This is a genomic window from Streptomyces gottesmaniae (genome assembly GCF_031845845.1).
Lineage (GTDB): Bacteria > Actinomycetota > Actinomycetes > Streptomycetales > Streptomycetaceae > Streptomyces > Streptomyces akebiae.
Genome location: NZ_JAVRFJ010000027.1, coordinates 25,606 through 41,166, shown reverse-complemented (window position 1 = coordinate 41,166; position 15,561 = coordinate 25,606). Strand labels below are relative to the sequence as shown.

Annotated in this window: 13 protein-coding genes; 4 read left to right on the top strand and 9 right to left on the bottom strand. The window is 71.3% G+C overall.

The window, feature by feature from the left end; all coding sequences use genetic code 11:
• Window positions 1-19: 19 nt before the first annotated feature.
• The gene (locus RM704_RS27755; RefSeq protein ID WP_086799122.1) at window positions 20-151 is read right to left on the bottom strand and encodes a SapB/AmfS family lanthipeptide; all 132 of its coding nucleotides are present in this window, start codon (window positions 149-151) and stop codon (window positions 20-22) included.
• A gap of 6 nt (window positions 152-157) precedes the next feature.
• Window positions 158-2,797 carry a class III lanthionine synthetase LanKC gene (lanKC, locus tag RM704_RS27750; RefSeq protein ID WP_033527365.1) on the bottom strand — a complete coding sequence of 880 codons (2,640 nt, stop codon included), beginning with the start codon at window positions 2,795-2,797 and terminating at the stop codon, window positions 158-160.
• A 388-nt stretch (window positions 2,798-3,185) separates the two neighbouring features.
• On the opposite strand from lanKC, the gene RM704_RS27745 reads away from it, so the two are divergent.
• Both RM704_RS27745 and RM704_RS27740 read left to right on the top strand, forming a co-directional pair.
• A complete protein-coding gene (locus tag RM704_RS27745) occupies window positions 3,186-4,667 on the top strand; it encodes a family 43 glycosylhydrolase (protein WP_052146024.1) in 1,482 nt (493 codons plus the stop codon).
• 22 nt (window positions 4,668-4,689) lie between these two features.
• Entirely contained in the window at window positions 4,690-6,138 is a 1,449-nt protein-coding gene (locus RM704_RS27740) for a family 43 glycosylhydrolase (protein WP_033527367.1), read from the top strand.
• A gap of 61 nt (window positions 6,139-6,199) precedes the next feature.
• On the opposite strand, the gene RM704_RS27735 is transcribed toward RM704_RS27740, so the two are convergent.
• From RM704_RS27735 to RM704_RS27710, 6 genes are all read right to left on the bottom strand, one after another.
• Window positions 6,200-6,877 carry a response regulator transcription factor gene (locus tag RM704_RS27735; RefSeq protein ID WP_033527368.1) on the bottom strand — a complete coding sequence of 226 codons (678 nt, stop codon included), beginning with the start codon at window positions 6,875-6,877 and terminating at the stop codon, window positions 6,200-6,202.
• A 9-nt stretch (window positions 6,878-6,886) separates the two neighbouring features.
• A complete protein-coding gene (locus RM704_RS27730; RefSeq protein WP_033527369.1) occupies window positions 6,887-8,167 on the bottom strand; it encodes a histidine kinase in 1,281 nt (426 codons plus the stop codon).
• Between the two features lie 118 nt (window positions 8,168-8,285).
• Window positions 8,286-10,496 (bottom strand): MMPL family transporter, encoded by a 2,211-nt coding sequence (locus RM704_RS27725; RefSeq protein WP_033527370.1) that lies wholly within the window; start codon window positions 10,494-10,496, stop codon window positions 8,286-8,288.
• Window positions 10,497-10,685: 189 nt separating this feature from the next.
• Complete coding sequence (locus RM704_RS27720) at window positions 10,686-11,219, bottom strand: hypothetical protein (protein WP_033527371.1); 534 nt, start codon at window positions 11,217-11,219, stop codon at window positions 10,686-10,688.
• Entirely contained in the window at window positions 11,212-11,556 is a 345-nt protein-coding gene (locus tag RM704_RS27715; RefSeq protein WP_033527372.1) for a MazG-like family protein, read from the bottom strand. Before RM704_RS27715 ends, RM704_RS27720 begins: the two co-directional genes overlap by 8 nt.
• 58 nt (window positions 11,557-11,614) lie before the next feature.
• Window positions 11,615-12,160, bottom strand: coding sequence for a DoxX family membrane protein (locus RM704_RS27710; RefSeq protein ID WP_033527373.1), 546 nt, complete (start codon window positions 12,158-12,160; stop codon window positions 11,615-11,617).
• A 160-nt stretch (window positions 12,161-12,320) separates the two neighbouring features.
• Between RM704_RS27710 and RM704_RS27705 the strand changes: the two genes are divergently transcribed.
• Both RM704_RS27705 and RM704_RS27700 read left to right on the top strand, forming a co-directional pair.
• Complete coding sequence (locus tag RM704_RS27705) at window positions 12,321-12,647, top strand: nuclear transport factor 2-like protein (protein WP_033527505.1); 327 nt, start codon at window positions 12,321-12,323, stop codon at window positions 12,645-12,647.
• Between the two features lie 61 nt (window positions 12,648-12,708).
• Complete coding sequence (locus RM704_RS27700) at window positions 12,709-13,722, top strand: aldo/keto reductase (protein ID WP_033527374.1); 1,014 nt, start codon at window positions 12,709-12,711, stop codon at window positions 13,720-13,722.
• Between the two features lie 1,002 nt (window positions 13,723-14,724).
• Here the strand turns inward: RM704_RS27700 and RM704_RS27695 are convergent.
• Window positions 14,725-15,477, bottom strand: a complete 753-nt coding sequence (locus RM704_RS27695; RefSeq protein WP_033527376.1) for an SDR family oxidoreductase — start codon at window positions 15,475-15,477, stop codon at window positions 14,725-14,727.
• Between the last annotated feature and the right edge of the window lie 84 nt (window positions 15,478-15,561).

Below are 15,561 nucleotides of genomic sequence, written 5' to 3'. Positions count from 1 at the left end.
TGGTCGGAGTCACCGGCCGCTAGCAGAAGAGGAGGCTGAAGATGCTTCCTCCTCCTCCGACGATGCAGCCCTTGCTTGCCCGGCTGCCCGGCGGCGGCTTCAGACCGGTTTCCGACTCGATGGTCAGGCCCTGAAGTTCGAGCAGTGACATACGTGCTCACCTCCCTTCGCGTACGTGGTCGGGGACGGGAATGTCCGGTGCGGACCGGCCCGGTGTCAGGAAGGGCAGTCCGGTGGGTGTGCCGTGACAGGCGGCGCCCAGGGCGAGCGCGACACCCGCGCCGCCGGTCGCCAGGTCCATGGACAGCCGCATCAACTGTTCGCCGGGGAAGGCGAGTCGGCCGTCCAGGAGGCAGGCGTGGCGGGCCAGTCGGCGTATGTGGGCGGCGACCACGGGGTCGCGTGCGGCGGCCGTGCCGGGCGGGTGGGCGCGGGCGCGGTGGAGGATCATCCCGGCGACGCCGTCGAACAGCCCGGGTTCGATGTAGAACGACGCCCGGGAGGCCTCGCGGATCGCGTGGGCGGCGGTCGCGAACTCCTCGTCCGCGCGGAGGGCCAGACAGTCGTCCAGGACCATGCCGATGCCCACGCTGCCGTCGGCGAGGTACGGCATGGTGCGGAACCCCTCGTTCACCTCCATCGAGCCCTCCTCCCGCACCACGCAGCGCCGCAGGTCCTGGCGCAGGGCGGTGGCGGCGAGGTCGAGGTGCGCCGGATCGCCGTCGTGCTCGTGGAGGCGCAGGAACAGCAGCGCGGGGCCGGACGAGCCGTACATCAGCCCTGCTCTCGGGTGGGCGCCGCCGCTGGTCTCCGGTACGCCGTCGGCGGGGCCCAGCCGGTCGGCGACGGTCTCCGCCACCCGCTGCGCGGCGGCGCGATGGGCGGCGTCGCCGGTGGCGTCCGCGAAGTGCAGCAGGGCGAGACCGATGCCGGACAGTCCGCCCTTGAGGTCGAGGGCCAGGTTCTCCCAGCGTTCGCCGAGGCACATGTCGAGGACCTTGACGGCCTCCTCGCGGTGGCCGAGGTGGTCCAGGACGAACGCGACGCCGTGCAGGCCGTCGTAGAGGCCGAGGCGGGTGCCGGGCGGCGGGTGGAGAGCGTGCCGGATCAGCCAGTCCTCGTGGTCGGGGTGTCGTCCGGCGCCCGTCACGTCCAGCGCGTACAGCACCCCGGCCGCGCCGTGGGCCATGCCGAGGCCGCCGCCGGGAGCTGCGAACTGCTCGATGTCGCCGGGGAAGAGGCGGTCGTCGCGGTCGGGGGTGGCGGAGGCGAGGATCGCGGACGTGATCGACTCGCGGGCGCGCAGCCAGCCGGCGTGGTCGGGTTCGAAGCGGGGTTCGTCGTCGTTCACGCTGGTCCTCGCGGTCCGCGTCCCGACGGTCGTCCCCTCGCCCCCGGTGATCGTGCGCACGGCCTCGTCGAAAAGGCCGTCGGGGACCGGGAACAGCCGGGCGGCCTCCCGGGCGAGCCGGCCCGCCTTGCCGCGATCGAGTTCGATCAGTCCGGTCAGCGGCAGGAACAGGCAGATCTCCAGGCAGGCCAGCGCGTACCGGTCGATGTCGAAACCGGTCGCGGTGCTCGGGGCGTGGAATCCGGGGGCCGCGAGGACCTGGTGGTGGGCGTGTGCCACGTCCGAGGCGCCCTCGAAGTCGATCAGGACCACGGTGTCGTCGGGACGGACCATGACGTTGAAGGTGTGCACATCACCGATGACGATGTCCCGCTCATGGACCGCCGTGACGGCGTCACGCACCCGGCCGAGCACGTCCAGGGCCCAGGCGGTGTACTCGGGGAAGGCGGCCGGGTCCGGGTCCAGGGCCGCGAGCGGACTGCGCTCGACGATCAGCTGGTGCAGGGGCTTGCCCTCGATGAAGTCCTCGACGAGGAAGCGGTGCCCGCCCAGTTCGAAGTGGTCGCGGAGGGCCGGGACGCAGCGCAGGCCGCGCAGTCGCTCAAGGGCCTCCCGCTCGCGTTCCAGCCGCGTGACGGCGTCCGCGCCGTCCGGGGTGAGCCCGGCGTACGGTCGGGCCTCCTTGAGCACGACACGCTCCTCCGTACGCCGGTCCACCCCGGCGTACAGGCCGCCGCCGTTGGAGAAGTGCAGTGCCTTGTCGATCCGGTAGGGCAGGTCGGCGACGGTGGTGCTGCGGCTCGCGGCCAGGTGGGGTTCGAGGAAGCCGGGGAGGTCCACCCATTCCGGTACCCGGAAGGTGGGGCCGCGCACATCGGGAACCAGGCGCCCGGAGGGGTCCGCCACCGCCTGTTCCACCACTCCGTCGGCCGACACGCAGTACCGGTCGGCGAAGGCTCCGTACCTGACGTGGAGCGGGCCGTCCCTCCAGCGCAGATCGCTGAGGATGTACGGTCCGGGGCGGCCGCCGAGGACACGGTCCAGCTCGGTGAGGAGGCGCTCGCACTCGGCCTCGTCCCTCGGGTAGACGGTCACGAACTTCCCGCTGGACCCCCGGTGGGCGTACTTGGCGTTGGCGAGGAACAGCGTCTCCAGGTCCGGGAGGAACTTGAAGGCGACACCGCGCGGTACGCAGTGGTCCCAGACGTCGTCCAGGATCGACTGGGCGTTGTCCAGGCAGGCCGAGACGTGGATCTTCCAGCCCTGTGGGGGAAGCCGAACGCCGTCCGGGCGGCAGGCCAGCCAGTCGCCGACCCTCTCGCGCGTCCACGACGCGGGGAGCGGGCCTCGGGCCTGGCGGAACCGACCGTGTGCCCCTCCGTGGGACGAAGGGGCGTCGTAGAAGTGCGGATCGGTGAGGCAGTAGACCTCGTACCGCTTGTCCACGGGGACCTCCCGAGCGGGTCGTCATCCCTGCGGGTGTCCTGGCCTTCCTTCCCACCATGGCAGAGCACGGCGGCCGGGACATCGAACGTCTGTCATCGGCCCGGCGTGAGATGCGCATGGGTGGGTCCGTGCGCAACGCACAGCCGACCCCTTCGCTTTCGCGGTCGTCCGGCGGCAACCTCCCGCGCAGCTGCGACGACGAAAATCTGTCACATCCATTGACGTCTCTCCCGCCTCAGCTTTACCTTCTGGCCGAAGTTACGCACAGTGTTCGCAATGTCGAACATCCGGGCAGGTCAGGAAGCCCGGCAACGAGCCGCTCTCCCGGAAGGGACTTGTCGTGTTCCCCACCCGCGCCCGTCGCTGGTCGACGCCTCGCCGCAGTGTGATGCTGACGATGGCGCTACTGGCCCTCTTCGCCTCGCTTCTCTCCGTGCAGACCGTCCACACCGCCCAGTCGGCCGCCGCGGCCGACGGCAAGCCGTACACCAACCCGGTCAAGTCGCAGAAGGGCGCCGACCCGTGGCTGGAGTACTACAACGGCAACTACTACCTGGTGACGACCTCGTTCACCGGTGAGCTGACCATGCGCAAGTCGCCCACGCTGGCCGGGCTCAGCACGGCGCCCAGTGTGCAGGTGTGGTCGGACACCACCTCCACCCGCAACTGGAACATGTGGGCCCCCGAGATCCACTTCGTCGACGGCAAGTGGTACCTCTACTACTCCGCCGGGCCGCGCGCCTCCGCCTGCTGCGACGACCAGCGCACCTACGTACTGGAGAGCGCCGGGTCCGACCCCATGGGGCCGTACACCTTCAAGAACCAGCTCGCCGGGTCCAACCTCAACCCGGGCGGCTGGCTGATCGACGCCAGCGTGCTCAAGCACAACAACAAGCTGTACCTGCTCGGCAGCGGTTCGGCGGGCGGCAGCAAGCAGAGCCTGGTCATCGCGCCGCTGAGCAACCCGTACACCCTCGCCAGCTCCACCTTCACCGTCATCTCCAGCCCGACCCTGAGCTGGGAGACCCAGAGCGGTGAGGTGAACGAAGGTCCCGAGCCGCTCTACCGCAACGGCCGTACGTTCCTGATCTACTCCGCCAGCGCCTGCTGGGGCCCCGACTACAAGCTCGGGCAGCTGGAGCTGACCGGGTCCGACCCGCTGCTCGCCTCCTCCTGGACGAAGAAGCAGACGCCGGTCTTCCAGCGCAGTGACGCCAACAGTGTGTACGCGCCCGGCCACAACGGCTTCTTCACCTCGCCCGACGGCACCGAGAACTGGATCGTCTACCACGCCAACGACGCGGCGAGCGACGGGTGCGACAACGGCCGTACGACCCGCGCGCAGAAGTTCACCTGGAACGCCGACGGCACCCCGAACTTCGGCACCCCGGTCGCCCTCGGGACCACCATCGCCGGCCCCTCCGGCGAGACCGCGACGACCCCGACCGCGTACACCATCGTCAACCGCAACAGCGGCAAGTGCCTGGACGTCACCGGCGGCAACGCGGCCGACGGCACCAACATCGCCCAGTGGACCTGCAACGGCGGGGCCAACCAGAAGTGGCGGATCGAGGACCGCGCCGACGACACCAGCCGCCTGGTGAACGTCGCCACCGGCAAGGTCGCCGACGTCACCGACTGCGCGAGCGCCGACGGAACCGACATCAGGCAGTGGTCCTGGCTGAACAACGACTGCCAGAAGTTCCGCATGGTCTACCTCGGCAACGACTACGTCCGGATCGTCAACGCGGCCACCGGCAAGGTCATGGACGTCACCGACTGCGGCACCGCCAACGGCACCGACGTCCGCCAGTGGTCCTGGCTGAACAACAACTGCCAGCAGTGGCGCCTCGTCCCCACCACCGCCTGATCCCGAAAGGCCCGGACAGAACATGAGACACCTCGTCAGACGGGTCGTCGTGGCCGCGGCAGCCGCGTTCGCCGTGCTCACCACCGTGACCACCCCCGCCCAGGCGGCCGCCCCGGCATCCCCGGCCGTCACCTTCACCAACCCGATAGCCGAGCAGCGGGCCGACCCGCACATCTACAAGCACACCGACGGCTACTACTACTTCACGGCCACCGTCCCGGCGTACGACAAGATCGTGATGCGCCGTTCCACCACCCTCCAGGGCCTCGCCACGGCCGCGGAGACCACGATCTGGACCAAGCACGCCAGCGGTGACATGGGCGCCCACATCTGGGCGCCGGAGATCCACTTCATCGACGGCAAGTGGTACGTGTACTTCGCGGCCGGTGCCTCCAACGACATCTGGAAGATCCGCCCGTACGTCCTGGAGAGCAGCGCGGCCAACCCCCTCACCGGCACGTGGACCGAGAAGGGCCGGATCGCGCTGCCGCTGGACACCTTCTCGTTGGACGCCACCACCTTCACGCACAACGGCACCCGCTACCTCAGCTGGGCGCAGAACGACCCGGCGGTCGGCACCGGCACCAACCTGTACCTGGCGAGGATGTCCAACCCCTGGACCATCAGCGGCAGCCCGGTGATGATCTCCAAGCCCGAGTACTCCTGGGAGACGATCGGCCACCGCGTCAACGAGGGCCCGGCCGTCATCCAGAAGAACGGCAAGGTCTTCATGAGCTACTCGGCCAGCGCCACCGACGCCAACTACTGCCTCGGTCTGCTGACCGCCTCGTCCACGGCGGACCTGATGAACCCCGCCTCCTGGGCGAAGACCACGACCCCCGTCTTCACCAGCAACGCCGCCACCGGCCAGTACGGCCCCGGCCACAACACCTTCACCACGTCCGAGGACGGAAAGTCGGACGTCCTCGTCTACCACGACCGCAACTACAAGGACATCAGCGGCGACCCGCTCAACGACCCCAACCGCCGTACCCGCTACCAGAAGCTGTACTGGAACGCCGACGGCACGCCCAACTTCGGCATCCCCGTCGCCGACGGCGCGACCCCGGTCCGGCTCTCCTCGTTCAACTACCCGGGCAAGTTCATCCGGCACTGGGAGTACCGCGCCAAGCTGGAGAGCAACGTCACCAACCTCGCCGACTCGCAGTTCCGGATCGTCACCGGGCTGACGGGCAGCGGCACGGTCTCGCTGGAGTCGGCGAACTTCCCCGGCTACTACCTCCGCCACAAGAACAACGAACTGTGGGTGGAGAAGGACGACGGCACGGCCCTGTTCGACGCGGACGCCTCGTTCCACCAGCGGGCCGGTCTCGCCGACACCGCGGCCGGCGTCTCCTACGAGTCGTACAACTTCCCCGGCCGGTACATCCGGCACTACAACAACCTGCTCTACACCCAGCCGGTCAGCACCACCCTCGACCGGCAGGACGCCACGTTCTACAAGGAGTAGGAGCCAAGCAGTAGGAGGAGCTGAGCAGTAGGAGTCGTGGAGTAGGGGGACGCGCGTCCCCCTACTCCGGCGGGGTGACCCGCACCAGGCCCGACTGGTACGCCATGACGACCAGTTGGGCCCGGTCGCGGGCGCCCAGTTTCGTCATCGCCCGGTGGACGTGGGTCCGTACCGTCAGCGGGCTCACGTACAGCTTCTCGGCGATCTCGTCGTTGGAGTGGCCCTCGGCGGCCAGGGACATGACCTCGCGTTCGCGGGTGGTGAGGATGGTCAGCCGGTCGGGGGCGGCGAGACGGCTGCCGGGGGTGGGGGTGGCGAGGAAGCGGGTGATGAGGGTCCGGGTGGCGGCGGGGGAGAGCAGCGTGTCGCCGGCGGCCACCGTGCGGATGCCGTCGAGGAGCACGTCGGCGGTGACGTCCTTGCCGAGGAAGCCGCTGGCGCCGGAGCGCAGCGCCTGGGCCACGTACTCGTCGATCTCGAAGGTCGTGAGGATCAGCACGCGGATGTCGGCCAGTTCCTCGTCGGCACAGATCACGGCCGTGGCGGTGAGCCCATCGGTGCCGGGCATCCGGATGTCCATGAGGACCACGTCGGGGCGGTGGACGCGGACGAGGTCGACCGCCTCCTGACCGTCGGTGGCCTCGGCGACCACCTCCATGTCCGGACAGGAGTCGATCAGGATCCGGAAAGTGGCCCGCAGCAGGGCCTGGTCGTCGGCGAGCAGGACGCGAATGGTCATGGTGCTGTTCTACTTCCGCTGATCATGGGCCGTTTCCGGGCCCGCGTTCGGCACCGGTGCGGTGGGGCGAGAGGCGTACGGCCGCAGCGGCAGGTCGGTGGTGACCTCGAAGCCGCCGCCGGGACGGTGGCCGGCGCTCAGACAGCCTCCGACGGACTGGGCGCGCTCGCGCATGCCGATGAGGCCGAAACCGCGGCCGGGCACGGAGGTCTCCCGCGGGCGGGGTGTTCCGTCGTCGGTGACCGTGATCGTCAGACGCCCTTCCTCGTACACCAGGCGGACCCGCGCGGCGTCCACGGCGGCGTGCTTGCTGACGTTGGTGAGGGCTTCCTGCACGATCCTGAACGCGGTCAGGTCCACGCCGGGGTCCAGCGGCCCGGGGACACCGTCGGTGGTGACGGTGACCGCGAGACCGGCGGACTCGCACGCCGCCGTCAGCTCCGGGAGCTGGTGGAGTCCGGGGGTGGGGGCCAGCGGCGCCTCGGGGTCGTCGGGCCTGCGCAGCACCCCGACCGTGCCCTTCAGCTCGCGCAGCGCCGACGACGTGGTGGCCGTCAGGTCGGTGAGGATGCGGTGGGCCTGTTCGGGATCGGTACGGGTGAGGTGCGCGGCGGTGCCCGCCTGGGCGTTGGCGAGGGCCAGGTGGTGGGCGACCACGTCGTGCAGATCGCGGGCTATGCGCATCCGCTCCTCGGCGACCCGGAGGCGTGCCTCCTCCTCCCGGGTGCGCTCGGCGTGCTCGGCGCGGGCATGCACCGACTTCAGGTAGGCGCGGCGCACCTGGGTCCCCCGTCCGGCGACGAGCGGCAGCAGCAGCCAGAAGACCGGGCCGATCGTCCTGAGCAGCAGCGACAGATGGTCCATCGAGTCGGAGACCACGGCCGCGAGCGTCATCGCCGTGATGGTGGTGCAGCCGTAGGCGCGGGTGGTCCTGCGGTCGGTGAGCGCGGCCAGCCAGTAGAGCGCCGCCATGATCGGTGCCAGCAGCAGAGGGGTGAGCAGATAGCCCAGGGCGACCGCGACGACCGTGCAGATCGCGGTCACGACGAGGGCGGCGCGCGGGTGGGTGCGGTGCTTCAGCAGCGCGAGACAGGACACGCCCATGAGAGCCATCCCGACCCGGTCCTGGTCCGGGGGCCGGGCGCCGGGCAGGGTGAGCGCGCTGCCGAGGGAGGCGCAGCCCAGCAGCGCCGAGACCAGCACCAGGTCGACGAGGAAGTGGTGGCGGTCGGAGAACTCCTCCAGCCGGTCCGCGTAGCGCCGTTCCCGGCTGGGGCTGCTGAGGGTCATGGGTGACTCCGGTCGGTGGACTGGGACCAATCGTGGTCGACGCGGGGGGAAAAAAACGCCCCGAGGGCCGTCCGTGTCCTTCGCCACGGACGGCTCCCGGTGGGGATGGGCGGGTGGATCAGGCGCGCGTCACCTCCAGCTCGGCGGTCTCGGCCGGAGCCGGATCCGCCTCGGCGCGGCGGGTCAGGGCCTCACCCTCCACATCGACGTGGGGCAGCGTCCGGTCCAGCCACTTCGGCAGCCACCACGCCTTGTCGCCGAGCAGCGCGAGCACGGCCGGCACGATCGCCATCCGTACGACGAACGCGTCGAACAGGACCGCCGAGGCCAGCCCGAACCCGATCATCTTGATCATGGAGTCGCTCTCGCCGATGAACCCGGCGAACACCGCGATCATGATCAGGGCGGCGGCCGCCACCACCCGGGCACTGTGCCGGAAGCCACTGGTGATCGCCTCGTCGGCCGAGTCGCCGTGGACGTACGCCTCGCGCATCCGCGAGACCAGGAACACCTCGTAGTCCATGGCCAGACCGAACACGATGCCCACCAGGAAGATCGGCATCAGGCTCATGATCGGGCCGGTCTGCTCCACGCCCAGCAGCTCCGCGCCGTGGCCCTGCTGGAAGACCAGGACGACCACACCGAGCGAGGCGAGCACCGACAGCAGGAAGCCGACGGCCGCCTTGAGCGGGACCAGCAGGGAGCGGAAGACGACCAGCAGCAGGACGACGGCCAGGCCGACCACGACCAGCAGGTACGGGACCAGCGCGGACTGCACCTTGTCGGAGACGTCGATGTTCAGCGCGGTGGTGCCGGTGACCTCGATCGTGGCCCCCGTCTCGGACTCGATGCCGGGCCGCTCGTCCCGGATGGTGGTCACCAGGTCCTTGGTCTTCTCGTCGGTCGGCGCGGTGGCGGGCACCACCGTGAAGACGGCCGTGTCACCGGCCTCGTTGAAGCGCGCGGGGGAGACGGACACGACGCCCTCGGTGGCGCCGATCTCCTTCGCGATCGCGTCGGCGGCGCCCTTCGCGTCGTCGGTGCCCTTGGCGTCGACCACGATCGTCAGCGGCCCGTTGAAGCCGGGCCCGAAACCCTCGGCGAGCGCGTCGTAGGCCCGCCGCTCGGTGGTCGAGGTCGACTTGGCCTCGTCGCCGGGCATGCCCAGCTGGAGGTCGGTCATCGGGATCGCGAGCGCGCCGAGGCCGACGACGCCGAGGAGGAGCACCGGCACCGGGCGGCGCAGCACGAACCGGGACCACCGGGTGCCGCCGTTGTCCTTGACGTCGCCCTCGATACGGCCGCTCCCGCGGGCCTTGCGCGAGAGCACGGCGTTCGGCCAGCAGCCGAGGACCGCCGGGACCAGGGTCAGCGCGATCAGCACGGCCACGACGACCGCGCCCGCCGCGGCCAGCCCCATCTTCGTCAGCATGGGGATGCCGACCACGGACAGTCCGGCGAGCGCGATGACGACGGTGAGCCCGGCGAACACGACCGCCGACCCGGCCGTGCCGGTGGCGAGGGCGGTGGCCTCCTCGGGCGTACGGCCGCCCGCGCGCTCCTCGCGGTAGCGGGAGACGACGAACAGGGCGTAGTCGATGCCGACCGCGAGGCCCAGCATCATCGCGAGGGTGCCCGTCGTGGTGGACAGCCCGAACGCGTCGGACAGGGCGAGGATCGCGGCCATGCTGAGGCCGACACCGACCAGCGCGGTCAGCAGCGGCAGTCCGGCGGCGGCCAGCGACCCGAAGGTGATCAGCAGCACGACGGAGGCTATGGCGACACCGATCACCTCGGCCATGCCGCCCGCGCCGCCCTGCTCCTCCATCGCGGTCCCGCCGGCCTCGACGGTCAGCCCGGAGCCCTGCGCCGCGTGGAGCACGTCCTCCAGGTGGGCCCTGCTGGCGTCGGTGAGGTCGTTCGCGGCGACCTTGTAGGTGACGGTCGCGTACGCCGTCGAGCCGTCCTCGCTCACCGCCCGGGCCCGGAACGGGTCGACGGCGCTCGCCACCTGCGAGCCGTCCGCCAGATCGGCCACGGTCTCCTCGACGGCCTTCTTGTTCTCGGCGGCGGTGACCTTCTCGCCGTTCGGGGCGACGAAGACGACCCGGGCGGTGGCGCCGTCCGCCGTGACCCCGGGGAAGCGCTGCTCCAGCAGGTCGAACGCCTTCTGGGACTCGATGCCCGGCATGGCGAACCCCTCGTCGGAGGCTCCCGGGGCCTTGAGGGCGCCGGCACCGACGGCGCCCAGGACCGCCAGCCACATCAGGATGACGTACCAGCGTTTGCGGAAGGCCAGCCGGCCCAGCCGATGAAGGAAGGTTGCCATGGGTCGCAGGTCTCCACGTCAGAAGTCTCGGATGTCCGCCAAGACTCCCCTCGCGGGCCCCGTCCCGTCGTCGTGCGGCTGCCGACAATCGCGCGTACTCAGAACGCAGTACACCGTCACCGCCGGGTCAGCCGGGGGGATGACCGGGAAGCGGCCGGGGGGGCGGCCCGGGGTGGGGCACCCCGTCGGCTACATGGTGTGCAGGGTGTCGCGGGAGGCGTTGATGAAGACCTTCAGCGCGTCCCAGAACGGCGTGTAGCAGGCGTCGAAGCGCGCCACGGCACCGGCGTCCCCCTCGATCATCGCCTCGATCGCCTTGTGGAAGGGGCTCGTCGCCCGCCGGACGGTGTTGGCGAGGTCCGCGACCTCCTCGGGGCCTTCCAGCGAGACGATCCAGGTGAGATTGCGCAGCGTGGCGTACTCGTCGCGCTGGAGCTCCCGCAACTCCCGCAGCTCCTCCACCTGTTCCGGTCCGAGCCCGCCCTCGGCGCCCCGGACCACGTCGGACACCTTCCAGTGCACGTCGTTCAGCCGCTGCGCCTGCTCGATGAACCCCGCGTACGCCGTCCGCCGCGCCTCCCGCAGCCGCTCCACCCGCTGCGCGCCCGCCGTCGTGTCCGCCTGTATGCGCGCCGCCCGCGCCGTGCCCCTGCTCGTCACCCAACTCGCCAGCACGGCCGTGCCGGCGGTGAGCGCGGCGATCCAGAACGCGTTGTCAGCCATGGCGGGAGCCCAGCGAGCGTGCGGTGACCCCGGCCAGATGGGCCGCGAAGACCGCGCGGGCGTCGGGGGTCAGGGTGCGCAGCGCCACCAGAGCCGTGATGACGACATCGCACAGCTCCGACCCGACGTCGTCCCAGGTGTGGGTGGTGCCCTTGCGCGGGTTCTGCCCGGTCGCGCCGATCACCGCCTGCGCGACCTCGCCGACCTCCTCCTGGAGCTTCAACATCCGCAGCAACAGGCCCTCTTGGCCGCCGTGCGGCTGCTCGGCCTCCAGCCAGGCGTGCAGGAGGGCGACGGACTGCCAGAGGTCGTCGGGGGAGTGGGTCTGCTCGCTCATGGGCGCAGCTTGCCACGCCCCTGTGACAACGACGGCGGATCCGCCGCGACGGCGGCGCTCACTCCTCGAACAACGCCTCCTGCTCGCCCTCCTTCTCCTTGCGCACCCGCTGGTTGCGCAGACCCACGACCACCGCCGTGACCGCGGCCGTACCGGCGAGCGCCGCCGGGACCATCCAGCCCCGGTCGACGACATGGTGGAACGCGTGGTCGAGGGAGAGCCGGCCGGGCCCGGCGACGGCGAGGCCGGCGGCGGCCAGGCCCAGCGACGCGGCGTACTCGTAGCCGCCCTCGGCGTTGAAGAACCCGTTGGGCGCGTGGATCGCGGTCGCGCCGCCCATCGCGCCCGCCGCGGCGGCACCGGCCGCGGGTGTCGCGAGGCCCAGCGCGAGCAGTGCGCCGCCGCCCGTCTCGGCGAGGCCGGCGGCGGTGGCGCTGGCCTTGCCGGGGGTGTACCCGACGGACTCCATGAACGCGCCGGTGCCCTTGAGGCCGTGTCCGCCGAACCAGCCGAACAGTTTCTGCGTCCCGTGCGCGGCGAGCACACCGCCCGTGCCCAGCCGTAGGAGCAGCAGTCCCAGATCACGTCGGTCGAATGAGGTCATGAGCTCTCCCGGGCAGCCGGTGCGTCGAGTCCCCTCCCGCGTATCCACCGTCGCACCGATCACACCTGCCCGACCCGCGCCGGACCGCCGTTCGGGTGGCCCCGCGTGCGGGGTGCGCCTCCGGTGGCGCACCCCGGGCAACGGTGTGAGGCTGGCCGCCATGACGATCGCACCCGCCAAACTCAGCGACCCGGCCGTCCGGGCCTTCGTCGCCGCGGTGAACGCCCATGACGAGGACGCGTTCTTCGCGCTCCTCACGGAGGACGCGACGATGTCGGACGACGGCTCCGACCGTGACGTCGCCGACTGGACCGACCGGGAGATCTTCTCCTCCCACGGCCACATCGAGGTCCAGCGCGAATCCGCGGGCGGGCGTGCCCTGGTCGCCAACTACCGCAACGACACCTGGGGCGAGATGCGCACCGCGTGGCGCTTCACCGTGTCGGACGACGGCAGGATCAGCCGGTTCGAGACGGGCCAGGCCTGAACGACGGGTTCGCCCCCGGGGCTTGCCCTAGTGTGCACTCCAACTCCTAACGTCCGTGGTCATGCAGACGAACTCGCACACGAGCACGCAGCCGTACACCCGCACCCTCGGCCGCAGCGGCATCCAGGTCAGCGCCCTCGGCTTCGGCTGCTGGGCCATCGGCGGCGAGTGGCAGGACACCGACGGACAGCCGCTGGGCTGGGGCAAGGTGGACGACGAGGAGTCCGTACGAGCGGTCCACCGCGCCCTCGACCTCGGCGTCACCTTCTTCGACACGGCCGACACCTACGGCGCCGGCCACAGCGAACGCGTCCTCGGCCGGGCTCTCGGCAAGCGCCGTGCGGACGTCGTCGTGGCCACCAAGTGGGGCAACCTCTTCGACGAGGCCACCCGCACCCGCACCGGGCAGGACGACACCCCGGCCCACGCCCGCCGCGCCCTCACCGCCTCCCTCGACCGTCTCGGCACCGACCACGTCGACCTGTACCAGCTGCACATCTCCGACGCCGACCCCGAGCGGGCCGCCGAACTCCGTGACACCTGCGAGGAGTTCGTACGGGAGGGCCTGATCCGGGCGTACGCGTGGAGCACCGACGACCCGGACCGTGCGGCCGTGTTCGCCGAGGGCCCGCACTGCGCGGCCGTGCAGCACCGGCTGAACATCCTCCAGGACGCCCCCGAACTCCTCGCGCTGTGCGCGGAGTCGAACCTCGCGAGCATCAACCGCAGCCCCCTGGCCATGGGTCTGCTCACCGGCAAGCACACCGGCGGGCGCGCCCTGGAGGCCGGTGACATCCGCAGCACCCCGCCCGCCTGGCTGCCCGGCTTCCACGCGGACGGCGGCGCCGACCCGGAGTGGCTCGGCCGGGTCGAGGCGCTGCGCGAGATCCTCACCGGCGAGGGCCGTACGCTCGCGCAGGGCGCCCTCGCGTGGATCTGGGCCCGCAGCCCCCACACCGTGCCCATCCCCGGCTTCCGCTCGGTCGCCCAGGCCGAGGAGAACGCGGGCGCCCTCGCGAAGGGGCCGCTCCCCGCGGAGCGCATGGCCGAGATCGACCTGATCCTGGGGCGGTGAGCGGCCCGGACGACGGCGCCCGGGGCAGACCTCGGCCCGGGCGGCTGTCGCGCTCCCGCTTCGTGAGCGTCGGCCGTCAGTCGCCCGGCCTCGATGGTGGTGGGCCGGGATGCCTGTGGGGCGATCGACGAGCAGCGCGTGACCAGGACGTAGGGGAGCGAGCCCTGTTCGCGGTTCAGGCCCACGAGCAGGGCCATGATCTCGCCGCGGGTGCCCTCGTCGAGGTTGCCGGCGGGCGCGTCGGCCGAGGAGCACCTTCGGCCGCCTGACCAGGGCGCGGACGATCGCGACTCGCTGCCGCCGCGACAGTCGGACAGTTCGGACGGGGCGTGGGTGAGGCGTTCGCCCGGCCCGCTCGCGTCGCCCGGCCCGCTCGCGTCGTCCGGCCCGCTTGACGCCGAGCGGGACGAGGGCGGTCTCGACCTTCTCCCGCGCGGTGAGCGTGGGGACGAGGTGGAGCGCCGGGAGGACGAAGCCGACCCGCTCGGCGCGCAGCCGGGTCGGTCCGGCCCACTGGTGGAGGCGCGGTCGGCGCCGTCACGCGGGTGAACCCGTACCTGGGTCGCTTCGTGGGTCTCCGTGAAGGGGGCGTGGGTCGGTTCACGCTGCGCAGGGGCGTCGACCGGCCGCATCCGGGAGGCGCGCCGACCGCCATGACCCCCGGCGATCTGATCGCCGGCGGCGCTGCCCGCGCCGGAACAGCCGCCCTGCCAGGAGAAGCGGCTCGGACACCGCCCGGACAAGGGACATGTGGTGGCAGCCGTTCCGTGCTCCGGTGCTTACCTCGCGGTCCCACGCGAGGTCCGCCCCCTTCCGGAACGCGGAACGGCTGCCGCCTCCCCCTCGGGTTGGCCACGGAAGCCGTCGCCTCCAAGTGTGAAGCTCTCGTGGAGACGAGTCCTGAGCATATGCCTGTCACGTGCTCCTATGGACCGGAGCATCAGTTTCCGTTTGTGTAGGTTGAGCCGTGGACGAGTGCCGTGTGTAACCGTTTCGGCTGCCTCAGCCCCGCCCCACGTACGGCATCGTCGTCGCCATCACCGTCGCGAACTGCACATTCGCCTCCAGTGGCAACTCCGCCATGTGCCGCACGGTCCGGGCCACGTCGGCGACGTCCATCACGGGCTCCGGCACGAGCTGCCCGTTCGCCTGGAGGACGCCGTTCGCCATGCGCTCGGTCATGTCCGTCGCCGCGTTGCCGATGTCGATCTGGCCGACCGCGATGCCGTACGACCGCCCGTCCAGCGAGAGGGACTTGGTGAGGCCGGTCAGGGCGTGCTTGGTCGCGGTGTAGGCGACGGAGTGCGGGCGGGGCGTGTGCGCGGAGATGGAGCCGTTGTTGATGATCCGCCCGCCCCGCGGGTCCTGCTCCTTCATCTGCCGGTACGCCGCCTGCGCGCACAGGAACGCCCCGTTGAGGTTGGTGTCCACGACGTGCCGCCAAGCCGCGTAGTCCAGCTCCTCCACCGGCACCCCGCCCGGACCGAACGTGCCCGCGTTGTTGAACAGCAGGTCCAGCCGCCCGAACCGGTCGCGCACGGCGGCGAGGAGCGCGTCCACGTCACCGGGGCGGGAGACGTCCGTACGGACGCACAGCGCCTCCGGGGCGCCGGCCGCGGTCTCGGCGAGCTTGTCCTCGCGGCGGCCCGCGAGCGCCACCGACCAGCCGGTGCGCAGCAGCTCCACCGCCACGGCGCGGCCGATGCCGGAGCCCGCACCCGTCACGATCGCGATCTTGGTTCGCATAGCGTTCATGGCCCCGCAGCGTAAAGGAGGGGGCGCGCCGGGCCGCGCAGAAAGCGCCCGCCATGCGGAACTCATTCGTCCGCCATCTGGGTG

Coding starts and splice junctions, on each gene's coding strand:
- RM704_RS27755 (WP_086799122.1), bottom strand. CDS start 151: ATGTCACTGCTCGAACTTCAGGGCCTGACCATCGAGTCGGAAACCGGT.
- RM704_RS27745 (WP_052146024.1), top strand. CDS start 3,186: ATGCTGACGATGGCGCTACTGGCCCTCTTCGCCTCGCTTCTCTCCGTG.
- RM704_RS27740 (WP_033527367.1), top strand. CDS start 4,690: ATGAGACACCTCGTCAGACGGGTCGTCGTGGCCGCGGCAGCCGCGTTC.
- RM704_RS27735 (WP_033527368.1), bottom strand. CDS start 6,877: ATGACCATTCGCGTCCTGCTCGCCGACGACCAGGCCCTGCTGCGGGCC.
- RM704_RS27730 (WP_033527369.1), bottom strand. CDS start 8,167: ATGACCCTCAGCAGCCCCAGCCGGGAACGGCGCTACGCGGACCGGCTG.
- RM704_RS27725 (WP_033527370.1), bottom strand. CDS start 10,496: ATGGCAACCTTCCTTCATCGGCTGGGCCGGCTGGCCTTCCGCAAACGC.
- RM704_RS27720 (WP_033527371.1), bottom strand. CDS start 11,219: ATGGCTGACAACGCGTTCTGGATCGCCGCGCTCACCGCCGGCACGGCC.
- RM704_RS27715 (WP_033527372.1), bottom strand. CDS start 11,556: ATGAGCGAGCAGACCCACTCCCCCGACGACCTCTGGCAGTCCGTCGCC.
- RM704_RS27710 (WP_033527373.1), bottom strand. CDS start 12,160: ATGACCTCATTCGACCGACGTGATCTGGGACTGCTGCTCCTACGGCTG.
- RM704_RS27705 (WP_033527505.1), top strand. CDS start 12,321: ATGACGATCGCACCCGCCAAACTCAGCGACCCGGCCGTCCGGGCCTTC.
- RM704_RS27700 (WP_033527374.1), top strand. CDS start 12,709: ATGCAGACGAACTCGCACACGAGCACGCAGCCGTACACCCGCACCCTC.
- RM704_RS27695 (WP_033527376.1), bottom strand. CDS start 15,477: ATGAACGCTATGCGAACCAAGATCGCGATCGTGACGGGTGCGGGCTCC.